The sequence below is a fragment of the Paracoccus gahaiensis genome, from assembly GCF_005048225.1.
GTDB lineage: Bacteria > Pseudomonadota > Alphaproteobacteria > Rhodobacterales > Rhodobacteraceae > Paracoccus > Paracoccus gahaiensis.
This window is the reverse complement of sequence record NZ_SUNI01000009.1, coordinates 125,355-147,927: the sequence shown is the minus strand read 5'-3', so window position 1 is coordinate 147,927 and position 22,573 is coordinate 125,355. Positions and strand designations below refer to the sequence as shown.

21 protein-coding genes and 1 pseudogene are annotated in these 22,573 nt (G+C 70.0%); 4 read left to right on the top strand and 18 right to left on the bottom strand.

The window, feature by feature from the left end; genetic code table 11:
• A pseudogene (locus tag FA743_RS20315) lies at positions 1-562 on the top strand (hypothetical protein); the annotation flags it as partial.
• Between the two features lie 3 nt (positions 563-565).
• On the opposite strand, the gene FA743_RS11130 reads toward FA743_RS20315, so the two are convergent.
• From FA743_RS11130 to FA743_RS11120, 3 genes are all read right to left on the bottom strand, one after another.
• Positions 566-1,663: a hypothetical protein gene (locus FA743_RS11130; RefSeq protein WP_136886175.1), complete on the bottom strand. Its 1,098-nt coding sequence runs from the start codon at positions 1,661-1,663 to the stop codon at positions 566-568.
• Positions 1,650-2,516 carry a viral aspartic protease gene (locus tag FA743_RS11125; RefSeq protein WP_136886174.1) on the bottom strand — a complete coding sequence of 289 codons (867 nt, stop codon included), beginning with the start codon at positions 2,514-2,516 and terminating at the stop codon, positions 1,650-1,652. The genes FA743_RS11130 and FA743_RS11125 overlap by 14 nt, the downstream gene beginning before the upstream one ends.
• A 144-nt stretch (positions 2,517-2,660) precedes the next feature.
• Complete coding sequence (locus FA743_RS11120) at positions 2,661-3,731, bottom strand: GGDEF domain-containing protein (RefSeq protein WP_136886173.1); 1,071 nt, start codon at positions 3,729-3,731, stop codon at positions 2,661-2,663.
• Between the two features lie 245 nt (positions 3,732-3,976).
• Here FA743_RS11120 and FA743_RS11115 point away from each other — a divergent pair, with 245 nt between their 5' ends.
• Positions 3,977-5,218: an EAL domain-containing protein gene (locus tag FA743_RS11115; protein WP_136886172.1), complete on the top strand. Its 1,242-nt coding sequence runs from the start codon at positions 3,977-3,979 to the stop codon at positions 5,216-5,218.
• Between the two features lie 27 nt (positions 5,219-5,245).
• On the opposite strand, the gene FA743_RS11110 is transcribed toward FA743_RS11115, so the two are convergent.
• Positions 5,246-6,385 carry an alpha-D-ribose 1-methylphosphonate 5-triphosphate diphosphatase gene (locus FA743_RS11110; RefSeq protein WP_136886171.1) on the bottom strand — a complete coding sequence of 380 codons (1,140 nt, stop codon included), beginning with the start codon at positions 6,383-6,385 and terminating at the stop codon, positions 5,246-5,248.
• A 95-nt stretch (positions 6,386-6,480) separates the two neighbouring features.
• On the opposite strand from FA743_RS11110, the gene FA743_RS11105 reads away from it, so the two are divergent.
• Positions 6,481-7,164, top strand: a complete 684-nt coding sequence (locus FA743_RS11105) for a DUF1045 domain-containing protein (RefSeq protein ID WP_136886170.1) — start codon at positions 6,481-6,483, stop codon at positions 7,162-7,164.
• Here the strand turns inward: FA743_RS11105 and phnN are convergent.
• From phnN to phnG, 8 genes are read right to left on the bottom strand one after another with little or no spacing between them, the layout of a single operon-like run.
• Positions 7,140-7,670, bottom strand: a complete 531-nt coding sequence (gene phnN, locus FA743_RS11100) for a phosphonate metabolism protein/1,5-bisphosphokinase (PRPP-forming) PhnN (RefSeq protein ID WP_136886169.1) — start codon at positions 7,668-7,670, stop codon at positions 7,140-7,142. The genes FA743_RS11105 and phnN overlap by 25 nt on opposite strands.
• Positions 7,667-8,365 carry a phosphonate C-P lyase system protein PhnL gene (gene phnL, locus FA743_RS11095; RefSeq protein ID WP_136886168.1) on the bottom strand — a complete coding sequence of 233 codons (699 nt, stop codon included), beginning with the start codon at positions 8,363-8,365 and terminating at the stop codon, positions 7,667-7,669. The genes phnN and phnL overlap by 4 nt, the downstream gene beginning before the upstream one ends.
• A 3-nt stretch (positions 8,366-8,368) precedes the next feature.
• On the bottom strand, positions 8,369-9,127 hold the full coding sequence (gene phnK / locus FA743_RS11090; RefSeq protein WP_136886188.1) for a phosphonate C-P lyase system protein PhnK: 759 nt from the start codon (positions 9,125-9,127) through the stop codon (positions 8,369-8,371).
• A gap of 5 nt (positions 9,128-9,132) precedes the next feature.
• Positions 9,133-9,993, bottom strand: coding sequence for an alpha-D-ribose 1-methylphosphonate 5-phosphate C-P-lyase PhnJ (locus FA743_RS11085; protein WP_136886167.1), 861 nt, complete (start codon positions 9,991-9,993; stop codon positions 9,133-9,135).
• Positions 9,990-10,589 (bottom strand): HAD family hydrolase, encoded by a 600-nt coding sequence (locus FA743_RS11080; protein ID WP_136886166.1) that lies wholly within the window; start codon positions 10,587-10,589, stop codon positions 9,990-9,992. The genes FA743_RS11085 and FA743_RS11080 overlap by 4 nt, the downstream gene beginning before the upstream one ends.
• Positions 10,586-11,665: a carbon-phosphorus lyase complex subunit gene (locus FA743_RS11075; RefSeq protein WP_136886165.1), complete on the bottom strand. Its 1,080-nt coding sequence runs from the start codon at positions 11,663-11,665 to the stop codon at positions 10,586-10,588. The genes FA743_RS11080 and FA743_RS11075 overlap by 4 nt, the downstream gene beginning before the upstream one ends.
• Positions 11,665-12,222 (bottom strand): phosphonate C-P lyase system protein PhnH, encoded by a 558-nt coding sequence (phnH, locus tag FA743_RS11070; RefSeq protein ID WP_136886164.1) that lies wholly within the window; start codon positions 12,220-12,222, stop codon positions 11,665-11,667. Before phnH ends, FA743_RS11075 begins: the two co-directional genes overlap by 1 nt.
• Positions 12,219-12,656 carry a phosphonate C-P lyase system protein PhnG gene (gene phnG / locus FA743_RS11065; protein ID WP_136886163.1) on the bottom strand — a complete coding sequence of 146 codons (438 nt, stop codon included), beginning with the start codon at positions 12,654-12,656 and terminating at the stop codon, positions 12,219-12,221. Before phnG ends, phnH begins: the two co-directional genes overlap by 4 nt.
• Before the next feature lie 77 nt (positions 12,657-12,733).
• On the opposite strand from phnG, the gene phnF reads away from it, so the two are divergent.
• Entirely contained in the window at positions 12,734-13,444 is a 711-nt protein-coding gene (gene phnF, locus FA743_RS11060; RefSeq protein WP_136886162.1) for a phosphonate metabolism transcriptional regulator PhnF, read from the top strand.
• A 13-nt stretch (positions 13,445-13,457) separates the two neighbouring features.
• On the opposite strand, the gene phnE (FA743_RS11055) is transcribed toward phnF, so the two are convergent.
• From phnE (FA743_RS11055) to FA743_RS11030, 6 genes are all read right to left on the bottom strand, one after another.
• A complete protein-coding gene (gene phnE, locus FA743_RS11055) occupies positions 13,458-14,816 on the bottom strand; it encodes a phosphonate ABC transporter, permease protein PhnE (RefSeq protein ID WP_425467182.1) in 1,359 nt (452 codons plus the stop codon).
• The gene (gene phnE / locus FA743_RS11050; RefSeq protein ID WP_136886161.1) at positions 14,813-15,658 is read right to left on the bottom strand and encodes a phosphonate ABC transporter, permease protein PhnE; all 846 of its coding nucleotides are present in this window, start codon (positions 15,656-15,658) and stop codon (positions 14,813-14,815) included. The genes phnE (FA743_RS11055) and phnE (FA743_RS11050) overlap by 4 nt, the downstream gene beginning before the upstream one ends.
• Before the next feature lie 65 nt (positions 15,659-15,723).
• On the bottom strand, positions 15,724-16,623 hold the full coding sequence (gene phnD / locus FA743_RS11045) for a phosphonate ABC transporter substrate-binding protein (protein WP_136886160.1): 900 nt from the start codon (positions 16,621-16,623) through the stop codon (positions 15,724-15,726).
• Positions 16,624-16,649: 26 nt separating this feature from the next.
• On the bottom strand, positions 16,650-17,480 hold the full coding sequence (phnC, locus tag FA743_RS11040; protein ID WP_136886159.1) for a phosphonate ABC transporter ATP-binding protein: 831 nt from the start codon (positions 17,478-17,480) through the stop codon (positions 16,650-16,652).
• 98 nt (positions 17,481-17,578) lie between these two features.
• Positions 17,579-21,010, bottom strand: coding sequence for an error-prone DNA polymerase (locus FA743_RS11035; protein ID WP_136886158.1), 3,432 nt, complete (start codon positions 21,008-21,010; stop codon positions 17,579-17,581).
• On the bottom strand, positions 21,007-22,485 hold the full coding sequence (locus FA743_RS11030; RefSeq protein WP_136886157.1) for a Y-family DNA polymerase: 1,479 nt from the start codon (positions 22,483-22,485) through the stop codon (positions 21,007-21,009). Before FA743_RS11030 ends, FA743_RS11035 begins: the two co-directional genes overlap by 4 nt.
• Positions 22,486-22,573 lie beyond the last annotated feature (88 nt).

Sequence of the window (22,573 nt, the reverse complement as noted above, 5' to 3'; positions counted from 1 at the left end):
CGTGCCCACGCCTGCCCCCGCGCCGGCGCCGGTGGCGACCCCGGCGCCCGCACCGGCGGCCCCCGCAGCGCCGGCCCGTCAGGCGGCGGCCCCGTCAGGCACCGGCGTCTATCAGCAGGCCTGGCAGACCTACAATCTGGACCGACCCATGGAGGCCATCGCCCAGTTCGAGGCGGCCCTGCGCGGTCGGCTGGACGCCACGCAGCGCCGCGATGCGCAATATGGCATGGCGCTGGCCTATCTGCAGATGGGCATGGCCGACAATGCCGCGCGCATCGCGGCGGGTGTCGATCTGACCCGCACGCAGCGCGTCGATGTCGAACGCCAGATCCTGGACCAGCGCGGGGTGGCGGCCTACAACCGCCGCGACTATCGCCGCGCGGTCGAGTTCTTCGACGCCATCGAGGGGCTGACGGGGAGCCTGCGCCGCGATCTGGCCATATTGCGCGCCTATGCCTATCTTAACAGCAACCGTCAGGCGCAGGCCCGGCAGGAATTCATGCGCCTGCACAGCGAACTGGCCACCGCCGAGACCCGACGCGGGCTGGCCGCGCTGGAATAGGATCTAGCGCAGCCGGTCCAGCCGCAGGTCCAGCGTCACCTGCCGGTAATTGGCGATCCCCGCCGTCGAGCGGCTGTCGATCACGCCCACCCTGATCGAGGCGCCGGGCCGCAGGCGGGTGGACAGCGAGACGCCCGACACCCGGTCCCGGCGCGGCACGCCCAGAAAGGCGCCGCCCTGCAACACCTGCGTGGACAGGTCAAGGCTGACGGGGCGGTCGCCCATCAGCCAGGTTATGCCCCCGTCCAGACGATGATCCAGCAGCGTGGCCCCCTCGCGCGGCTGGCCCAGGGTCAGCTCGGCCCGGCTGGCCAGGCGGCTCCAGACCGAATCGGAGGAGAGCGACAGGCGCGTCTGATCCTGCCCCGATCCCGACAGGCGGCTGGCCCGCAGCTCCAGCTGATGTGCCGAGCGCTCGGCGGCCAGGACCTGCACGATCCCGGCGGATCGCTGATAGGCCGTGCCTTGGTCCAGCTCGCGCCAATAGCGCGCCGCCGTGCCGCAGAGATCCAGAAAGGTCCAGCCGCGCAGATGATTCTGCGAGCAGGCCGAGACCAGGGCATCGGCCCGCCCGATCCGGTGTTCGGGCGACCATCCCAGCTCGGCGGCGCCCCGCAGCTCGATCAGGCGGCCGGTCTGCCAGGCGTGTCGGGTGACGCCCGCGACCGAGCCTCCGGCGACCAGCCCGGCCTTGGCCCGCACGCCCGGCGCCGCCTCGAAGATCAGCCCGTTGAAGACGAAGCGGTCCTGCAGCACGCCGCCATTGATGTTGCCGTCCCAAGCCAGCATCGGCGCGACCACCGCGTCGCGCGCCACCAGCGCCGGCGGGCCGCCGTCGAAGTAATGGCCCTGTCGCACCATGTCGGCCCGCATCCGCGCCAGCCCGCGCGGCGGCAGGGCGCCCGCCGCCAGCGCCTGCGCATGGATCCGCAGCCGCAACCGCTCGGGCGCCGCTGCCTCGGACAGCTGCAGCCGATCCGCCAGACCGGCCGCGCCACTCGCGGCGATACCTTGCGCAGCGGCGCCATTGGCACAGACGGTGGCGGCGATCAGGCAGGCAAGGCCCAGGACCCGTCCGACGCGCCGCCTAGCGCCGCGCATTCGGATCGACGCCGCTATAGGCGCCGTCCACCCGCACCGCATGTCCCTTGTCCCGGCCCACCGCCCGGTAGAGGCCCGAGGTGGTCATGCCGTGCCGCCCGTCGCGATAGGTCGGGCTGCCCCCGACATTGCCGCGCAGCTGCCCGTCGATCCGGTAGGTCTGGGTGACATCGGGGTTGCGCACGCTGATCGTCGCGGCCCCGCCATAGGCGCCGGTGACCACGTTGAAGGGCAGGTTGCGGGCGCGCAGCCCGATCTCGACCTGCGAGCGGGGCGAGACCTCGGTGCGGATGTCGACATTCGCGGTGCCACGGTCGAAGTCCAGCATCAGGTTCTCCAGCCCGTCGCTGTGGCGCCCCGACAGAAGCGGGCCGTCGTCGATGGTCACCCAGGCAAAGCTCTGCCCCTTGAAGAAATACTGCCCGCCGGTCGCGACCAGCTGGCCGTCGCGCAGGTTGTCGAAGGGGGCCTGGTCGGCGGTCAGGCGCAAAAGGCGCGTGGCCCGGCGCCCGTTCCGGGGATCGACCTCGGCGATGACCTCGATGGTCATGCGCCCGGCGCGATCGGCATCGGCCCGGGCGATCAGATCGCGATAGCCTGCGGGATCGGCGGGATTGCTGTCGTCGAAGGCCGCCAGGGCGCGGGCATCGCGGGGGCCCTGAGCCGCATCTCGGCGCACCCGGGCAAAGCCGTTATGCTGGGTCGTGTAGGTCTGGAACGGCCCCGAGGCCACCGGGCGCCCCTCGGGGGGCGGGGCCAGCGGCGGGGCATCGCCGGTGCCCCCTCCGCCCCCGCCGCCACAGGCGGCAAGAAGGATCAGCGAGAGCAGGGCAAGGCTGCGGGGCAGGGACATGGGACGATCCGATCACACGAGGACAAATCGATCATAACGCAGGGGCGGACCCGCTCAAGAACTCTGAACCGATTTTTCGGCAGTGTGGGGAAATAGCCCTGCCCGGGCGGCCCCGGGCAGGGCCGCCCGGGACCCGAGGCAGTGTCAGGCGGCTTGCAGGAAGGGGGTGATGGTGGCGCGATTGCGCCCCTCGGCCTTGGACTGGTACAGCGCCAGATCGGCCAGCTTGTAGCCGTCCAGATAGCGGAAGGCCTTGCCGTGGAACGAGAAGCCCCCGACGCTGATGGTCGAGATGCTTCGCTTGGCCGGGGGGCCATAGGGGACCTGCACGGCCTGGCGGAACCGCTCGGCCACCTGATGGCCGGTGGTGATGTCGTTGGTGCGGACGACGACCGCGAATTCCTCGCCGCCGATGCGGGCGGCGAAATCGCCCTCGCGGATGGTGGCCTTGATGGCGGCGGCGATCCCCCGCAGGACGCGGTCGCCCTCGTCATGGCCGTATTCGTCGTTGATGCGCTTGAAGTGATCGACATCCAGCAGCAGCAGCGTCACGTCCTGGGCGCCTGCCTCTTCCAGTTCCCGCGTATAGTTCTCCAGCGCGCGCCGGTTGGGCAGGCCGGTCAGCAGGTCGGTCGCGGCGGCACGGGCCAGGTCGCGCTCGCGGCGGCCGCGGCGCTGCTCGGTCTCCAGCATCTTGCCGAAGCAGATCATCAGCACGCTGATCAGAAGCGCCAGGAACAGCTTCAGCTGCTCGCCGGTCTCGGCAAAGCGGTGCAAAGCCAGATAGGTCGGCAGGCTGGAGGCCACGCTGAGCAGGATCCAGGCGCGCCAGGTGCGCTTGCGCGCCGCGTGGAAGACCGTGAACCACAGCCCGGCGCAGGCGGCAGTGGCAAGGATCACCGCCACGCCGGTCGTCGCGCCCTGGCCGCCGATGAACAGCCGGGTCAGGATGGCCAGCACGACGGTCACGGCCGCGGCCAGCGGCCCGCCGAAGGCCATGGCCATGCCGACGAAGGCGCCGCGCGTGTCGGCCTGGATCCCCGGCGCCAGATAGATGGGTTGCAGCATCACGACCATGGCCGCGATGCCGAAGGACAGGCCCACATAAAAATGGCGCAGCCAGCGGTTGGGGACCTGACGCTGAAGCAGGCTGTAGACGACCGTGCAGATCGACATGACGCCCAAAGTGTTCACAAGAATTAAAAGCTGCTGCATGATACTATCCACTCTAACACAACCGCACGTTTTGCATATTATGATCGTTATAAGAACCTGACTTATAGTTAGGTATGCGGTTCAGTTCAGAGGGTGACCGTGCCTTCGCCGCCACCAAAGCCAAACTATTCGAAGGGTTGCCTTCCGCAAAGCGTCGTTCGAGTGTTACGCAACAAGGATGCCGGGTCGCGGGGATAACCCCATTTTGTACGCCCCTGCGGCAGGGATAAGGGGGAGCGACTCGGATGACCGACATGGGCAAGGGCAGTCTGCGCGGAATCTGCGTGGTGGGCCTGAACTATACGGATCAGCTTTTGATCGCCGGGGGCGACGGGCCGGTGCAGGCCCTGCGCGTGGCGGTGCGGGCCTTGCTGGAAGACGGGTTCGGGGCCGCGCAGGTCCGGCAGACGATGCCCTGCGGGGCGATCATCCTGCGGCTGCAGGATGCGCCCCGCGACGTGCTGCTGGACCGGGTCCGCGCGACCCTGGCCCAGGTGCCCGAGTGCCGCAAGCGGGTCGGGTCGATCGATTACGCGACCACCGCCCATGCCGGGATCGTCTGGACCGAGGGCGGCACCGACACCGAGGAGCTGACGCGCATCGCCTCGGCCGCCTGCGCCGCCGCCAATATCCGGGGGCTGGATCTGGTGGAATATGATTCGGTCGACCATCCGCATCTGCAGGCCGACATTCTCAGCGCCCGGCTTCTGGCCGATGCCCTGTCGGCGATGCGCGACCGCCGCCTTGTCCTCTATGCCCAGCAGATCGTCGATATCGACGAGACCAGCCCCGTGCTGCAATACGAGGTGCTGGTCAAGATGCGCGACCGCGCGGGGCGCGAGCATTCGCCCTCGGCCTTCCTGCCCTTAGCCGAACGGACCGGCATGATCTGCCTGATGGATGGCTGGATCATCCGCGAGGCCATCCTGGGCCATGCCGAGGCGCTGGTCCGGATGGAGCATATCCACATCTCGCTGAACATGTCGGGCCGGACCCTGTCCAGCCCCGGCTTCTGGCGCGAGATCGAGACGATCCTGACCCAGACCGGCATCGCCCCCGCCCGCATCCAGTTCGAGATCACCGAGACCTCGGCCATCTACGACCTGCCCCGCGCCAAGGAGAACGTGCAGGCCTTCCGGCGCATGGGCTGTTCGGTCGCGCTGGACGATTTCGGCGCGGGCCTGTCGGGATTCTCGTATCTGACGGATCTGGACGTGAACTGCGTCAAGATCGACGGCGGGCTGGTGGCCAATGTGGTCTATCCGCAACGCCGCGAGCTGAAGATCGTCGAGGCGCTGGTGTCGCTCTGCTCGGATCTGGGGCTGGACGTGGTGGGCGAGCATGTCAGCTCGCCGCAGATCTTCGATATCCTGCGCGATCTGGGCGTGACCAAGATGCAGGGCTACTCGATCGGCGAATCGGTGCCCTACGAGACGATCTTCGTCCCGCGGGGTGAGGTCCGCCGGACCGGAAGCGCGCCTGCCTGACGGGGGCCGGTCTAAAGGGGTGGGGCCTCAGATGCGCTGCCCGCGCACCCAGACCCCACGCACCGCGCCCGCCGCACCGAGCCGGGTCACGCGGATCACGTCGGCCCGCGCGCCGGGCGCCAGCCGCCCGCGATCGGCCAGATCGACCGCCGCCGCCGGGGCGGCCGTGACCGTCACCACCGCCCGCGCCATGTCGCCCCACAGATCGCCCAGTAGAAGCGCCGCCGACAAGAGCCCCGAGGGCACGTAATCCGAGGACAGGATGTCCAGCAGATCCGCCCGCGCCAGATCGGCGGCGGCCACATTGCCGCTGTGCGAGCCGCCCCGGATCAGGTTCGGCGCGCCCATCATCACCTTGATGCCGTGATCGCGACACGCCTGCGCGGCCTCCAGCGTGGTCGGAAACTCGGCGAAATGGCAGCCATGGCCGGCGCTGACGGCCACCTGCGGGGCGGTGGTGTCGTCATGGCTGGCCAGAACCGCGCCATAGCGGCGGGCATGGGCCACGGCCGCCGCCTCGTGGGCGACGCCCACCCGGGCGCGCAGCGCCTGCTGGTCGGCGACATGGGACTGGAACTGCGCCTCGGACAGGCCCTTCTTGCCGATGACATAGTCACGCAGCTTGCTGATGTCGCGAAACTGGCGTTCGCCCGGCGTGTGGTCCATCAGGCTGACGATGCCCACGCGGTCATGGGGGCCGAACTTGGCCATCTCCTCGGGCAGGGTCTGGGAACAGATCTCGGCCCGCAGATGCAGGAAATGGCTGATGCGCAGGGCGCCCTTGGCGCGCAGGTCCAGGATCTCGTCGGCCAGGGCCCGGGCATATTCGCCATAGCCCGCATTGTTCGCGGTCACGACCGAGCCCACCCGCAGCGCGTCGAAGACGGTGGTGATGCCCACGCTGGCCAGTTCGGCGTCATGGGCGATGATGGCGCTGGCATGGGGCCAGTCGACGCCGGGCCGCGGCTCCATATGGCGTTCCAAATTGTCGGTGTGCAGCTCGACCAGACCGGGCATGACCAGATCGCCGTCGCAATCCAGCGCGCCCGGCGGCAGGGCCGCGCCCTGTCCGATCTCGGCGATGCGGCCGTCGCGCAGGACCAGATGGCCGCGGATGACCTCATCGGGCAGGACGAGGCGGGCATTGGCAAGGATCGTGTCGGTCATGCGGAAGGGTCCAGTCTTGAAGCGAGGGGGCAAAGCGGGTGATCTGGCAGACAAGCGTCACATGGGTGTGACAGTTTCAGCGTAGGGCCGGGGACATGCAGGATTTCACCAGATACGCAGTCTATTACGCGCCGCAACCGGGGCCTTTCGCGGATGCGATGGCCGCCTGGCTGGGCTGGGACGTGGCGGCGGGCCGGGCGGTCGCGCAGCCCCGGCTGCCCGGCCTGCCGGGCGAGGTGGCCGAGCTGACGCGCAGCCCGCGCAAGTACGGCTTTCATGGCACGATCCGCGCGCCCTTCCGCCCCGTGGTGGCCGAGGCTGACCTGATCGCCGCGCTGGACGATCTGGCCGCCGCGCAGCCGCCGGTCCGTTGCGAGGGGCTGCAGATCCACGACCTGCACGGCTTTCTGGCGCTGATGCCGCAGGGTTGCGACGGGGCGCTGGCGGATCTGGCCGAGGCGGTGATGCGCGCCACCGATCCGCTGCGCGCACCCTTGACGCAGGCCGAGATCGCGCGGCGCCGCCCCGAGACGCTGAGCCCGCGCCAGCGCGCGCTGCTGGACCGGTGGGGCTATCCCTTCGTGATGGAGGAGTTCCGCTTTCACCTGACGCTCACCGACCAGCTGCCCCCCAAGCAGGCGCAGGCCGTCGCGCAGGTGCTGCGGGCGCATCTTGGGCCGGTGCTGCCGCGCCCCTTCGTGATCGCCGATCTGTGCCTGATGGCCGAGGACGCGCAGGGCCGCTTCCATCTGCGTCACCGCAGCACGTTGTCGGGCTGAAGGGCTGTCAGCAGGCGCGCGATGCCCTGCTCGGGGCTCGCGTCGTTCACGACCGTGACATGGGCGATGCCGGGGGGCAGGGCAAAGCCCGCGCGGTCCAGCCGGGCGGCGATGTCATCCTCGGTCTCGCGGCCCCGCGCGGCCAGACGGCGGGCCAGCAGGGCGGTGGGGGCGGTGACCAGCACCACCCGCAGCCCCGGCAGCCGCGCCACCGCCTGCGGCAGGGCCGCGCGGCTGCCGTTGAAGATCACCGGGCCGTCGCCCGCCAGCTGGTCGCGGGGGATGCCGTAGCACAGCCCATGCGCCTGCCAGTCCAGCGCGAAGAGGCCGTCCCGCTGCATCCGGGCAAATTCGTCCGTTGTCACGCCGTCGAAATCCTCGCCGCCCGAATCGGACGGTCGGGTGATGACCCGCCGCGCCAGGCGCAGCGCGGGCCATGCGGCCAGCGCGCCCTCGATCAGCGTGTCCTTGCCCGCGCCCGAGGGACCGACGACGGCGGCGATCATGCCGCCTGCCCGCCCGAGGGCCGGGCGGGGGTGAAGCCCGTCACGTCGACCAGCCGGTCGCAGACGCGGGCGCGCGCCTCCTCGTCATGGAAGATCCCCAGGATCGCGGCGCCGCGCGCCTTCGCCTCGAGGATCAGGGCCAGCACGACCTCGCGGTTCTGGGCGTCCAGGCTGGCGGTGGGCTCGTCCAGCAGCAGGACCGGGAAGGGATGGACGAAGCCCCGCGCGATGTTCACCCGCTGCTGCTCGCCGCCCGAGAAGGTGGTGGGCGACAGCGACCACAGGCGGCGCGGGATGTTCAGCCGCCACAGCAGGCATTCGGCCCGGGCCTGCGCATCTAGCTGCGCCACGCCGAGCGCGCGCAGGGGTTCGGCCACCACCTCGACCGTCGGGACGCGGGGCAGGACGCGCAGGAACTGGCTGACATAGCCCAACGTGTCGCGGCGCAGGGCGATGACGCGGCGCGGCTCGGCCCCCGCCATCTGTACCCCCGCGATGCGGATCGAGCCGCCTGCGGGCAGGTAGTTGCCGTGGATCATCCGCATCAGCGTGGATTTCCCCGACCCCGACCGGCCCACCAGCCCGACGCATTCGCCGGGGTCCACATGCAGGTTGGCGCCCGCCATGACCGGGATCACCGTGCCGCCCTGATTGTGCAGCGTGAAGGTCTTGGAGAGATTCTCGACATGGATCATGGCTTACACCTGCAGGACGGAAGAGACGAGAAGCTGCGTATAGGCATGCTGCGGATCGTCCAGCACCTGATCGGTCAGGCCCTGTTCGACCACCCTGCCGGACTTCATGACCATCAGCCGGTCCGCCAGAAGCCGCACCACCGCCAGATCATGGGTGACGATGATGACCGACAGCCCCATGTCGCGCACCAGCCCGCGCAGCAGATCCAGCAGCCGCGCCTGCACGCTGACATCCAGACCCCCGGTGGGCTCGTCCATGAAGACCAGACGCGGCCCGGTGACCAGATTGCGCGCGATCTGCAGCCGCTGCTGCATGCCGCCCGAGAAGGCCGTGGGGCGGTCGTCGATGCGATCCTCGGCGATCTCGACCCGGCCCAGCCAGTCCACCGCCGCCGCCCGGATCTCGCCGTAATGGCGGTGGCCGGTGGCCATCAGCCGTTCGCCCACATTGGCCCCCGCGCTGACGCTCATGCGCAGCCCGTCGCGGGCGTGCTGGTGGACATAGGCCCATTCGGTGCGCGCCAGACGGCGGCGCTCGGTCTCGGCCATCGCCAGCACGTCGCGCCCGTCATAGGTGACCGAGCCCGCATCGACGCCCTGATGCCCCGCCAGGCAGGAGAGCAGCGTCGACTTGCCCGAGCCGCTTTCGCCGACGATGCCCAGCACCTCGCCGGGATAGAGATCGAAGCCGACATCGGTGCAGCCGATGCGGGCGCCATAGCGACGCTCCAGCCCCGTCACCGACAGAATGGGTTGGGTCATGTCCCTCATGCCGCATCCTCCGCCAGACGGCCCCGATGCCCCATGCCCGTGCGGGTGGTGCAGTAATCGGTGTCGGAACAGACGAACATCCGACCGCCCTGGTCGTCGGTGATCACCTCGTCCAGATAGCTGGCACTGGCGCCGCAGAGGTCGCAGTCGTGATCGGCCTTGCTGGGATCGAAGGGGTGATCCTCGAAATCCAGACTGACCACTTGGGTATAGGGCGGCAGCGCATAGATGCGCTGTTCGCGGCCTGCGCCGAACAGTTGGATCGCCGGGCTGTCCGACAGCTTGGGATTGTCGAATTTCGGGATGGGCGAGGGGTCCATGACATAGCGCCCCTCGACCTTGACGGGATAGTCATAGGAGGTCGCGATCTGGCCGTGCCGGGCGATGTCCTCGTAGAGCTTGACGTGCATCAGCCCGTATTCCTCCAGCTCGTGCATCTTGCGGGTCTCGGTCTCGCGCGGTTCCAGAAAGCGCAGGGGTTCGGGGATGGGCACCTGATAGACGAGGATCTGGCCTTGGGTCAGGGGCGTCTCGGGGATGCGGTGGCGGGTCTGGATCAGCGTGGCCTCGGTCGTGTCGGTCGTCACGTCCACGCCTGCGGTGCGCTGAAAGAACTTGCGGATGCTGACGGCATTGGTGGTGTCGTCGGCGCCCTGGTCGATGACCTTAAGCCGGTCCTCGGGCACCAGGCAGGCGGCGGTCAGCTGCACGCCCCCGGTGCCCCAGCCATAGGGCATGGGCATCTCGCGGCTGGCGAAGGGCACCTGATAGCCGGGGATCGCCAGCGCCTTCAGGATCGCGCGGCGGATCATCCGCTTGGTCTGTTCGTCCAGATAGGCGAAGTTGTAATCGCTCACAGCAGCCCCCGCGCGGTCAGGTCGCGTTCCAGCGTGTCGGGATCGGTGAAGCGGTGCGCTGCCATCCCCGAGGCCAGCGCGCCCGCGATGTTGTAGGCGCTGTCGTCGATGAACAGGCAGTCCTCGGGCGCCACCCCCGCGCGATCGCAGAGCAGCGCGAAGATGCGGGGGTCGGGCTTGATGACGCCCTCGATCCCCGACACGATGGTGGTGCCGAAGGCGGTGGCCAGCCGGGGATGGGTCGCCAGACCGATGGGCCAGGTCTGGGCCGACCAGTTGGTGATCGCGTGGATCGCATGGCCGCGCGCCCGCAGCCGCTCCAGCAGCGCCCATGTGCCTTCGATCGGCTCGGCGATCGAGGCCGCATAGCCGGGAAGGTAGTCGCAGAAGATCGCGCGGTCCTGCGGGTCCGCGATGCCGGTTGCGAGAGCGTCGAAGGTTTCGCCCCCGTCGGCGCGCAGGTTCAGCGCGGCAAAGCCTACGCGGTCGATGAAGGCCTGCACCGTTGCGCGGTCGCCCAAGCGCGGCAGGAACGGCGCCACCGGGTCCCACCGGATCAGCACGTTGCCGATGTCGAAGACGAGGGTGGTGATCATTCGGCAGCCTCCTGAAGGGCGGTGTGGGCGTCGGCGCGCAGGCGGCGGACCAGCTCCAGCTCGGCCTGGAAATCGACGTAATGGGGCAGCTTGATATGTTCCAGAAACCCCGTCGCCTGGATGTTGTCGCAATGGGACAGCACGAATTCGGCGTCCTGCGCGGGGGCGCCGGTGAAATCCTCGCCCAGCTCCTGCCAGCGCAGGGCGCGGTCCACCAGCGACATGGCGATGGCCTTGCGTTCGGACTGGCCCGGCACCAGCCCGTAGCCGCGCGTGAACTGAGCGGGTTCAAGGCGGCTGCCCTTGAATTGGTTCACCGTCTCGCATTCGGTCAGCTCGATCTCGCCGATCTCGATGGAAAAGCCCAGTTCGGGGATCTCCATCTCGACCGCCACGCGGCCGATGCGCAATTCGCCGACGAAGGCATGGGTGCGCCCGTATCCGCGCTGCGTGGAATAGGCCAGTGACAGCAGGAAGCCCTCGTCGCCGCGCGCCAGGGCCTGCAGGCGCAGGGCGCGGCAGGCGGGCAGTTCCAGCGGCTCGCGGGTTAGGTCGGGGGCGGGGCTGTCGTCGGGGGCTATGGGTTCGATCAGCCCGTCGCGGTCCAGGATCTGGGTGACATGGGGCAGGGGCGCGGGGTCGGGCTGGGCCAGGGGGGCGGGGTCGACGGCGGCGGCCTCGGCGAAATCCAGCAGACGGTGGGTGTAATCGAAGGTCGGGCCCAGCACCTGCCCGCCGGGCAGGTCCTTGAAGGTGGCCGAGACGCGCCGGTCCACCGCCATCGCGCCCGTGTCCAGCGGCACCGATGCGCCAAGCCGGGGCAGCGTGGTGCGATAGGCGCGGATCAGGAAGACCGCCTCGATCAGGTCGCCCCGCGCCTGCCGGATCGCCAGCGCGGCCAGATCGGGATCATAGAGCGAGCCCTCGGCCATCACCCGGTTCACCGCCAAGGTCATCTGCGCGCGGATCTGGGCCACCGACATCAGCGGCAGGTCGGGATCGCCGCGCCGCTCTTCGGCCAGCCAGGCATGGGCATTGTCGATGGCGCGCTCGCCCCCCTTGACGGCGACATACATCAGCAGTCCTCCACGATGGTGCTGCGCGGCAGGCAGGCCAGCTGGTCGCCGCAGGTCAGGATAAAATCGAGGCCCATCGGGGCCCGCGCGTGGTTGGCGCGGAAGGCCGCCGTTTCGGGCAGGGAGAGGCGGGCATGGTCCTTGATCCCGGGGCCGGTCAGGCGGGGCCCGTCATTCTCCAGCCGGTCTAGTTCCACGATCAGCGTGGCCGAGCGGTCGGGGTAATCCGGCAGGCCCACCGGGAAGCGGTCCAGCGGCTGCAAGTCGGACCAGCGGCCCAGGGCCAGGGTGGCGGTCTCGGCGTCGCTCAGCGGGCAGCCCGCGTGAAAGCGCAGCCACTCGGCCAGATCGGGCGCAGGGGCGGCCAGATGGACCGGAGTCGTCGGATCGGCCAAGAGCAGCAGGACCGTGCCCGCCGCCCGACCCAGAGGCGCCGGGGGCGCGGCCAGCGCCAGATCGTGGATCGTGCCGGGATGGGCCATGGCCTGCATCAGGATGCGGAAGCCTTGGGCCGACTGGATGGCGGGGTCGGTGAATCCCCCGGTCAGGGCGCTCATGCGTCTTCTCCGCGCTGCAGGGTGAAGAACTCGACGCGGGTGGCGGCGGCCTTGGCGGCGCGCAGATCGCGGGCGGCCTGCGCCGTGGTCCGCAAGCCCTCCAGCAGGGGCGTCAGGCGCGGGGCCTCATCGGTCTGCATCAGCGCATCCACCACCGCCGCGCGGCGGGCATGGGCGTGGCTGCGGCCCTGCACATGGCCGTGCCCCACCGTCCCGCAGTCCAGCCTTATGGCGCAGCGGGTCACCGTCATCTCGCCCAGATTGAAGGGCGCGCCGGTGGCGCTGACGCGGCCCTGCACCATGACGGTGCCTGTCTCGGGCGCGCGCAGAAGGGCGTGGGCGGGCAGGTCGGGCAGCACCTCGGCCAGCCGCTCGGGGGCCGAGCGCGCCATCAGGGACAGCCAGTCGCGGCGGGGATCGGGGGGTGCAGACATCTTGCAAACCTGTCCAGTCTTCTATACAACTAGACAAGTGATAGCGCGATCCCCGCCCGAAGGCCCGTGAATTTTCCATGACAGACGCCAAGCCGACCCTGTGGCAATCCATCGCCGACAGCCTGCGGGCCGAGATCACCGGCGGCCATTACCCGCCCGGCGCGCGCCTGCCCTCCGAGGCGCAGCTGTCGGCGCGCTTCGGCGTGAACCGCCACACGGTGCGCCATGCGCTGTCCCATCTGGTCGAGGCCGGTCTGGTCCGACCCCGGCGCGGGGCGGGGGTCTTCGTCACCGGGCAGGCCACGGATTATGCGCTTGGCCCCCGGGTGCGGTTCTCACAGAACCTGGCGGCGCAGGGGCGCACCGGCGCGCACCGCTTCACCCGGCTGGAGACGCGGCCCTGCGACGCGACCGAGGCGCAGGCGCTGGACCTGTCGCCCGGCGATCCGGTCCATGTGATCGAGGGGATCTCCTTGGCCGACGACCAGCCGCTGGCGCTGTTCCGGTCGGTCCTGCCCGGCTGGCTGGAGGGGTTTCCCGACCATGCCGCGCGGCTGCAGTCCATCACGGCGGCGCTGGCTGCCTGTGGGGTGGCCGATTACACCCGCGCCAGCACCCGCCTGACCGCCAAGCTGGCCAGCCCGACCCAGGCCGCGACCCTGCGGATCGCGCGGGGCGCGCCGATCCTGAGATCCGACGCGCTGAACCGCGACCTGCAGGGTCGGCCGGTCGAGATGGGCCGGACCTGGTTCGCCGGCGACCGGGTGACGCTGGTGCTGGCGGACTGAGCCGCCCTCGGGGTCACTCGCCCCGGATCAGCTTGCGGCGCAGCCAGCCCGACAGGCTGTCCATGGCGATGACCATGATGACCACCAGCAGGATGTAATAGGTCACCTTCTCCCAGTCCTGCGTGGTCTGGATGGCCTGGGTCAGCAGCAGCCCGATGCCGCCGCCGGTGATCGCGCCGATGATCGTGGCGCTGCGGGTGTTGGATTCCAGGAAATACAGCATCTGCGACAGCAGCACCGGCATGACCTGCGGGATGACGCCGAAGCGATAGCGCTGGATGGCGCTGGCCCCGGTGGACCGGATGCCCTCGATCGGCTTGTCGTCGACGTTTTCCAGCGCCTCCGAGAACAGCTTGCCGAAGCTGCCGGTGTCGGTCAGCAGGATCGCCAGCGCGCCGGTCAGCGGGCCGGGGCCGAAGGCGCGCGACAGGATGATGGTGAAGATCAGCGCGTCCACGCCGCGCACGAAATCGAAGACGCGGCGCACGGCGAAGCGCAGCCAGCGCGAGGGGGTGAAGTTCTGCGCGGCCAGAAAGGCCAGCGGCAGCGCCACGAAGGCCGCGCCGAAGGTGCCCAGGAAGGCCATCAGGATCGTCTCGAAGATCGCCCAGGCCACGGCGCCGTGCTGCCAGATGTCATTGGTCCAGAACTCGGACAGGGCAAGGGACAGGTTGCTCTGCTCCGCCACCAGCCGCTCGCCGCCGAGGATCGTGCCCAGCACGGCGCCCGCCGACTGGCCCGAGAAGGGGCTGGAGAGGTCGAAAAAGAACATCTCCCACCCCCAGAAATAGCGCAGCGTCTCGGTGCGCGACCGGGTGGCGGTGACGCGGCCCTGATCGGTCGTGATGGTCACGCGGGCGGGGGAGGCGTTGATGAACTCGGGCACCGTGCCGCCGGGCACGTCCAGCGCGATATCCTCGCCGACCACCAGCGTCACGGGGCCGTAACCGGGGATGTCATAGGTCGTGCGTGGCCCGTCATAGGTCACCACATGGCCCGCGCCCAGATCGATGCGGGTCACGTCGTCCTGCGCCTCGATCCAGTCGGGCAGGCGGTCCGCCGGATAGATCGCGCGGTTCGAGCCCTCGACGGCGACCTGCACGGTCTCGCGCCGGTTGTCGCGGGCCACATGCACCTTGTGCGTGACCATGTCCGACAAAAGGATCGCGGCATTGTCCAGCCGTGCCCGCTGCGCCAGCCCCGCCAGATCGAACGAGATGGCGGCATAGACCAGATAGACCAGCATCAGCACCGGCACCGCCAGCGCCCGGCGCCGCTTGCGGTCCATCAGCCGGATGGTGGCGTCGCGCAGGGTGTCGGCGGCGCTTTGCGGGGCGCTCGCGGCGGGGTTGGACAGATCGGGGGCACTCATGCAGGCGCTCCGTGCGTCAGGCGGTTGCGGGCCAGGCCCGAGATCTGGTCGACGACGACGATGGTGGCGAACAGCATCAGGAAGATCGCCGCCGCCTGATCGAACTTGCCCTGCCCGAAGGTCATGGCGTTGCGCAATTCATAGCCGATGCCGCCCGCGCCCACGAAGCCCAGGATGGCCGAGGCGCGGATGTTCACCTCCAGCCGCAGCAGCGCATAGGACAGGTAGTTGGGCGCGACCTGCGGGATCACCCCCAGCCAGATGCGCTGCGACCAGATGGCGCCGACCGAGGCCAGCCCCTCGACCGGCTTCAGATCGACGTTCTCGTTCACTTCCGAGAACAGCTTGCCCATCGCGCCTGCCGTGTGGATGGCGATGGCGATGACGGCGGGGACCGGGCCGCCGCCCAGGATGAAGATCAGGATCAGCGCGATGACGATCTCGGGGATCGCGCGGAAGACATCCGACACGCGCCGCGCGACCGGCACCAGGCGCGGCCAGCGCGCCAGCCCGCGCGTCGCGGCCATGGCCAGCGCGGTGCCCGCCATGCAGCCCAGCAGGGTGGCGACGAGGGCGATGTTCAGCGTCTCGATCAGCGCCGGGACGGCGTTCAGCATGTGAAGGGGCAGGTTGGCGGCCTTCTCGATGGCCTCGCCGATCAGGGCGGCGGGAAAGTCGCCCACCTGATGCAGCCCCTGCCAGAAGCCGCCCGCATTGCGCCCGTCGGCGATGCGAAAGCCCGACACCATCATGGCCACGAAGATCACGACCAGCAGCCCGCCATAGAGGCGCTTGCGGCGCGTCTGCGCCAGATAGTCGTCGCGGATATCGGCCAATGCCATCGCGGGTCCCCCGGAAATGCAAAAGGCCGGACCCGCGCGGGGTCCGGCCGGATTGGGCAAGAGGATCAGTTCATCTCGGCGCGGCGGATGTCGATGATGGTCTGGTATTCCTCATGCGTGACGGGGGTGAAGCCCGCCGTCTCGCCCGCCGCCACGCCATAGGCGCAGTCGGGATCGGCCTCGTGCAGACCGGCGACCAGGTCGATCATGGTCTGCTTGACGTCGCCGGGCAGGTCCTGACGCAGCACGACCGGGCCTTCCGGGATGGGCGAGGACTTCCAGATCTCGACGATGTCGTTCATGTCGACGATGCCCGCATCGGCCGCCTTGCGCAGCGCGCCCGAGTTGTAGCCGTCTTCCCATTCGCCCTGACCGTCGGCCCAGGTGACGCCGGCATCGTAATCGCCGTTCACGACCGCGATGATCGACTGCTCATGGCCGCCCGAAAAACCGATGCGGCTGAAATACTCGCCCTCGGCCATCGAATAGCCCTCGGCGGGCAGTTCCACGTTGGGGATCAGGAAGCCCGAGGTCGAGTTCGGGTCGGCGAAGGCGAAGGACTTGCCCTCCATATCGGCGACCGAGGTGATGCCGCTGTCGGTGCGGGCGAAGCCGATCGAGTGATAGGTGTAGCTGCCGTCCAGGTTGGTCTTGACCAGCACCGGCTCGACCGCGTTCTCGTCGGCCACGTAGACGGCGGCATAGGCCGAGGCGCCCAGCCAGGCCATGTCCAGCGCGCCGCCCAGGAGGCCCTGGATGACGCCGTTGTAATCGGCGGGGGTGAACAGGCGGACCGGCACGCCAAGCGCCTCTTCGGCATAGCCGCGCAGGCATTCGTTCGACGCCATGCGGTCCTGGGCGTTCTCGCCGCCCAGAAGGCCGATGCGGAACTCGGTGATCTCCTGCGCGTGCAGGGGGGTGGCGAAGGCGGCGGCGGTGGCCAGCAGGGTCATCAGTCGGGTCATCGGGATCGTCCTTGGTGAGGGTGGGTTCAGGCCAGCATCTGCGCCGCGTATTCGGCGTCCTTGTCGGATTTCGGGCTGGGATCGGGGGTGATGGCGGTCGAGGTGGCGGATTCGTTGAAATCCGCATCGGCGCCATAGATCTCGCGCGCCACGTTGGTGGTCAGCTGTTCGGGCAGGCCGTCGAAGACCACGCGCCCGTCGCGCATGCCGATCACCCGGTCGCAATAGCGCCGCGCGGTGTCCAGCGTGTGCAGGTTGGCGATGACCATGCGGCCATCCTCGATGTTGATGCGTTTCAGCGTGTCCATCACGATCTGCGCGTTCATCGGGTCCAGGCTGGCGATGGGCTCGTCGGCCAGGATGATCCGGGGGTCCTGCATCAGGGCGCGGGCGATGGCCACGCGCTGCTGCTGGCCGCCCGACAGGGCCTCGGCCCGCTTGGGGGCCTGCTCGGCGATGCCGAGGCGATCCAGGATCTCCAGCGCGCGGACGATGTCGGCGCGGGGCCACAGGTTCAGCACGGTCTGCCAGGTGGACCGGCGGTTCAGGATGCCGTGCAGCACGTTCGACACCACGTCCATGCGCCCGACCAGGTTGAACTGCTGGAAGATCATCGCGCAGTCACTTTGCCAGACCCGCGCCTCGGCGCCGCGCAGGGCCAGCACGTCGCGCCCCTCGACCAGGATCTTCCCCGAGCTGGCGGGTGTCAGCCCGTTCATCATCCTGAGCAGCGTGGACTTGCCCGCGCCCGAGCGGCCGATGATGCCGACGAAGGCCGGTCCGTCGATGCGGAAGGACACGCGGTCGACGGCAGCCTTCTGGCCGAAGAACCGGGTCGCGTCTTGAATGTCCAGCATGAAGCCTCCGGGTGTCATGGGTGCCGTCTAGCGGCCCTTCATGACCGTTGGCCGACGGGCGGGTGACATTGCGGTGACGGAACCGGAGGGGTCAGGCGTCAGTGAAAATCCCGGCTGGGAAACAGCTTGGCCGCCTGCGCGCGCGGATGCTGCGCGGCGCTGCCGGCCCGGGCCGGACCGCCACGCCGGGCGTCGGGCCCCGGCGCGGGCCCGGCCCCGGACGGCACCGGCTGGCCCAGGGTCGAGAGCCAGGGCGACAGGTCCTCGATCGCCTCGGCGATGACATGGACCACCGGCCCGTCGCGCTCGATCCGGCCCCGGACGCGCAGCAGGCGCCCGGCCACGACAGCGCTGCGGAAGGCCTCGTAGACGCGGGACCAGACGACGACGTTCGAGCTGCCCGTCTCGTCCTCCAGCGTCAGGAAGATCACCCCCGAGGCGGTGCCGGGGCGCTGGCGGGTGATGACGAGGCCGGTGACGGTGACCCGGCCCCGGGCCGCGTCCAGCCGGGCATGGGGCAGGCTTTCGGGCAGGCGCTGGCGCAGGATCGCCAGCGGATGGGCGCGCAGGCTGAGGCGCAGCGACAGGTAATCCTCGATCACCGACTGGCCCAGGGTCATCGGCGGCAGCGTCACGGCGGGCTCGATCCCGCCCTCGCCATCGGCGCCGAACAGCGGCAAAGGCTTGGGTGTGCGCAGCGCCCGCGCCGCCCACAGCGCATCGCGCCGCGACAGGCCAAGCGCGGTGAAGGCATCGCCCTCGGCCAGCCGCTCCAGCGCATCGGGACGCACGCCCGCGCGGCGCCAGACACTTTCCACATCGGGATAGCCGTTCGCGCGGGCGGCCACGATCCAGTCCGCATCCTCGGCCCGCAGCCCCTTGATCTGGCGAAACCCAAGCCGCAGGGCCAGCGCGCCGTCCCCGCGCCGTTCCAGGATGTTGTCCCACAGGCTGCCGTTCACGCAGACCGGCCGCACCTCGACGCCCCGGTCGCGGGCATCGCGGACCAGCTGCGCGGGGGCATAGAACCCCATGGGCTGCGAGTTCAGCAGGGCGCAGGTGAAGGCCGCCTGATGGTGCCGCTTGAGCCAAGCCGAGACATAGACCAGCCGCGCGAAGCTGGCCGCATGGCTTTCGGGAAAGCCGTAGGATCCGAAGCCCTCGATCTGCGCGAAGCAGCGCTGCGCGAAATCCGCGTCATAGCCGCGATCGCACATGCCGGTGACGAAGCGGTCGCGAAAGCCGCCGATGGTGCCCATGCGCTTGAAGGTGGCCAGGCTGCGGCGCAGCAGGTCGGCCTCGGACGGGGTGAAGCCCGCGCCCACGACGGCGATCTGCATGGCTTGCTCCTGGAACAGCGGCACCCCGTAGGTGCGCGCCAGCACCTTGTTCAGCGCCGGCCCCAGATCCTCGACCGGCTGCAGCCCGCGCCGGCGCGACAGGAAGGGATGGACCATGCCGCCCTGGATCGGGCCGGGGCGGACGATGGCCACCTCGCAGACCAGATCATACAGATTGCGCGGCCGCATCCGGGGCAGGAAGTTCAGCTGCGCCCGGCTTTCCACTTGGAACACCCCCACCGCATCGGCGCGGCACAGCATGTCGTAGACCGAGGCATCGGCCTGCGGGACGTTTGCCAGATCGTGCGACAGCCCCTCGTGGTCCTTCAGCAGACCGAAGGCCTTGCGGATCGCGGTCAGCATGCCAAGCGCCAGCACATCGACCTTCATCAGGCCAAGCGCGTCGATGTCGTCCTTGTCCCATTCGATGATGGTCCGGTCGGCCATCGCCGCATTCTCGATCGGGCACAGCTCGTCCAGGCGGCCATGGGTGATGACGAAGCCGCCGACATGCTGGCTGAGATGGCGGGGAAAGCCGATGATCTCGCCGATCAGCCGCAGGGTCAGCGCCAGATGCGGGTCGGTCGGGTCCAGCCCTGCGGCACGCAGCCGGTCATCCTTGGGCGCGTCCGAGGAAAACCCCCAGATCTGCCCCGACAGGGCCGCCAGCACGTCGGGCGACAGGCCCATGACCTTGCCCACCTCGCGGATCGCGGCGCGCGTGCGGAAATGGATCACCGTCGCGGTCAGCCCGGCCCGCTCGCGGCCATAGCGGTCATAGATGTGCTGGATCACCTCTTCGCGCCGCTCGTGCTCGAAATCCACGTCGATGTCGGGGGGCTCGCCGCGCTCGCGGCTGATGAAGCGCTCGAAGATCAGGGTGATCGATTCGGGTGGCACCTCGGTGATACCCAGCAGGTAGCAGATCACCGAATTGGCCGCCGAGCCGCGCCCCTGGCACAGGATGCCGCGCGTCCGGGCAAAGTCCACGATGTCGTGCACGGTCAGGAAATAGGGCGCGTATCCCATGACGGCGATCAGCCCCAGCTCCTTGTCGACCCGGGCGGTGATCGCCTCCGAGGCGCCGCCCGGATAGCGCCAGCGCAGCCCCTTGGCGGCCAGCCGGGCCAGCCGGTCCTGCGCAGGCTCTCCGTCGCGCGCCTCGTCGGGATAGTGATAGGTCAGGTCGTCCAGCCGGAAGCTGCAGCGTGCGGCGATGTCCAGCGTCAGGTCCAGCGCCTGCGGGTGGCGGTGGAACAGCCGGATCATGTCGGCGCCCGATTTCAGCCGCCGCTCGGCATTGGGCAGGCGGCGCAGGCCAAGCTGGTGGATGGTGCAGCCGATCCGCAGGCAGGTCAGCACATCGGCCAGCGGGCGGCGATGGGCGCGGTGCATCAGGACCTCGCCCACCGCCACCATCGGCGCGCCCGTGGCCTGCGCCAGATCCGCCATCCGCTCCAGCCGCATCCGGTCCTGCCCGTCGTAGCCGGGTGCCGCGCCCAGAAAGACGCAGCCCGGAAAGGCCCGGCCCATCCGGGCGATGTCGGCGGCGACCGGCAGGGACGAGGCCAGCGGATCGGGGGGGCGGGCGATCAGGATCAGGCCCTCGCCCCCGTCCAGAAGATCGGCGGCCGAGATCAGGCAGTCGCCCTTTTCCGCCCGCCGCTTGCCCAGGGACAGAAGCCGCGTCAGCCGCGACCAGGCGGGCAGGTCGGTGGGCAGGGCCAGCCACTCGACCGGGCTGTCGGTCAGCACCAGCCGCGCCCCCGCGATCAGGCGCGGCAGCGGCTGGTCCGAGGGCGCGGGCGCCGGGGTTTCGCCGGTGAAATGCGCCACGGTCTGGCGGCTGGAGTGATCGGTCACCCGCTGCGAGCGGATCACCGGCCCCTGGGCCGCCCCGCTTGCCGCCCGGGCCTCGGCGCGCAGCCGGGTCAGCTCCTTCAGCGCCGAAAAGGCCCGGACCACGCCCGCGACCGAATTGCGGTCGGTGATGGCGATGGCGGGCAGGCCCAGTTCGGCGGCACGGGTCATCAGCTCTTCGGGATGCGAGGCGCCGGTGAGGAAGGTGAAATTCGTGGTCACGCAGAGTTCTGCATAGGCGGGGGCGGAAGGTTGGGGGGCGGGAGGGCAGCAGGCGGCCCCCTGCGCGCCGGCCCATGTTTCGGCCCATGTCCCGGCAGGCCCGGTCATGCGAATTCGCCCTGCACGGACCAGTGGTCCTGGCGGGGGGTGTGGAACATCCACAGGCGCGGGCCCTGGGCCGTCTCGATGCGCCAGTAGTTGCGCAGGCCGCCCTGCCAGGCGGGATCGTCCAGCCACCATTCCGGGGCGATCCGCTCGGGCCCGGTGGCGCGCAGGGTGGTGAAGCTGGTCCGGCGCCAGCGGAAGCGGACGGGAGGATGGCCGGTGGCGCCCAGCACCGGCTCGGGCGGAAAGAGCGCGATGGGCCGGGGTGGTCCCGCGTTGGGGACAGGGGCGGGGTCCGGGTCGGGTGCTCCGGTGGCCGGGGACAGGCGGAAGCTGCGCTCGGGCGTCAGGCTGGGGGCAGGGTGCAGGCGCTGCACGCCCGCAAAGCCGATGCGGTTGCCAAGCCGGGAAATCAGGTCGGCCATGTCGTCGCGCGCCGGGTTGCCGCCCCGGGTGGTGATCTGCTCGGGGGCCAGAGGCTCGGTCACCGGGGCGCTCAGCCGCAGGGCCTCGATGCCGAAGCCCGCATCCAGATCCGCGACCTTGGCCGAGAAGAGCGCCGCGATCCGTGCCGGGTCGCGCAGGGGCCGGGCCAGCCCGATCTGCACGTGAAGGGTGGCATGATCCACCCGCTGCAGGTCCAGCTGCAGCCGCCGCGCGCCCATCGCCCGGGCTGCCAGCTGCGCGCAAAGCTGCTCCAGCAGCCGGCCCAGCCCCGCCATGACATCGGCATGCCGCCCGATGGGCTCGGGCAGGATCATGCGGGCGCCGAAACGGGCCTGCCGAGGCGGGGCTCCGACCGGCTCGGGCAGATGGCCCAGGGCCTGATCCAGCCGCCGCACCAGATCCGGGCCGAAGCGCCGTGCCAGGGGCGCCCGGGGCAGGGCGACCAGATCGCCGATGCGCGACAGGCCGCTGCGGGCCAGGGCCTGCGCCATCTCGGCCTCGATGCGCAGCGCCGCCACTGGCAGGACCGCCATCGTCGGCACGAGGGCCTCGGGCGCGATGATCCCGCCGCCGTGGCGGGCCTGCGCATGGGCCGCGCCCCGCGTTCCGGCGATGCCGCTGCGGGCGGTGATGCCGCCCCGGTCCAGCCGGGCCTGCAGGTCGTCCAGCAGCTCGGCCTCGCCACCGAAGAGATGCGCGACCCCGGTGATGTCGGCGATCAGCCCGTCCGGCCCGTCCGGCGCCACCAGGGGCGCATAGCGCCCCGTCCACCGGCAGAGCCCGGCCAGCGCCGCCGCCTCGGCCTCCGGACAGGCGGGACGGGTGACCAGCGCGGTGCAGATCGCCCGCGCATCGGCCAGGGCCATGCCGCGATGCAGGCCCCGCGCCTCGGCGGCAAGGTTCAGGCAATGCAGCCGGTCGCCCCGCCCGGCCTGCGAGACCAGCGCGAAGGGCCCCAAGGCCGGGCGGTGCCGCAGGGCATGGTCGCTGGCCAGCCGCGGAAACCAGATGGACAGCAGCCGACGTGCCATTCCGGATGTGCCTCCGATCAAATGTGTTCCTGTTTCGTTCTTTTGACACAGCCTGCGGCATCCTGTCGAGTCCCTCCCTGTCCCCGGT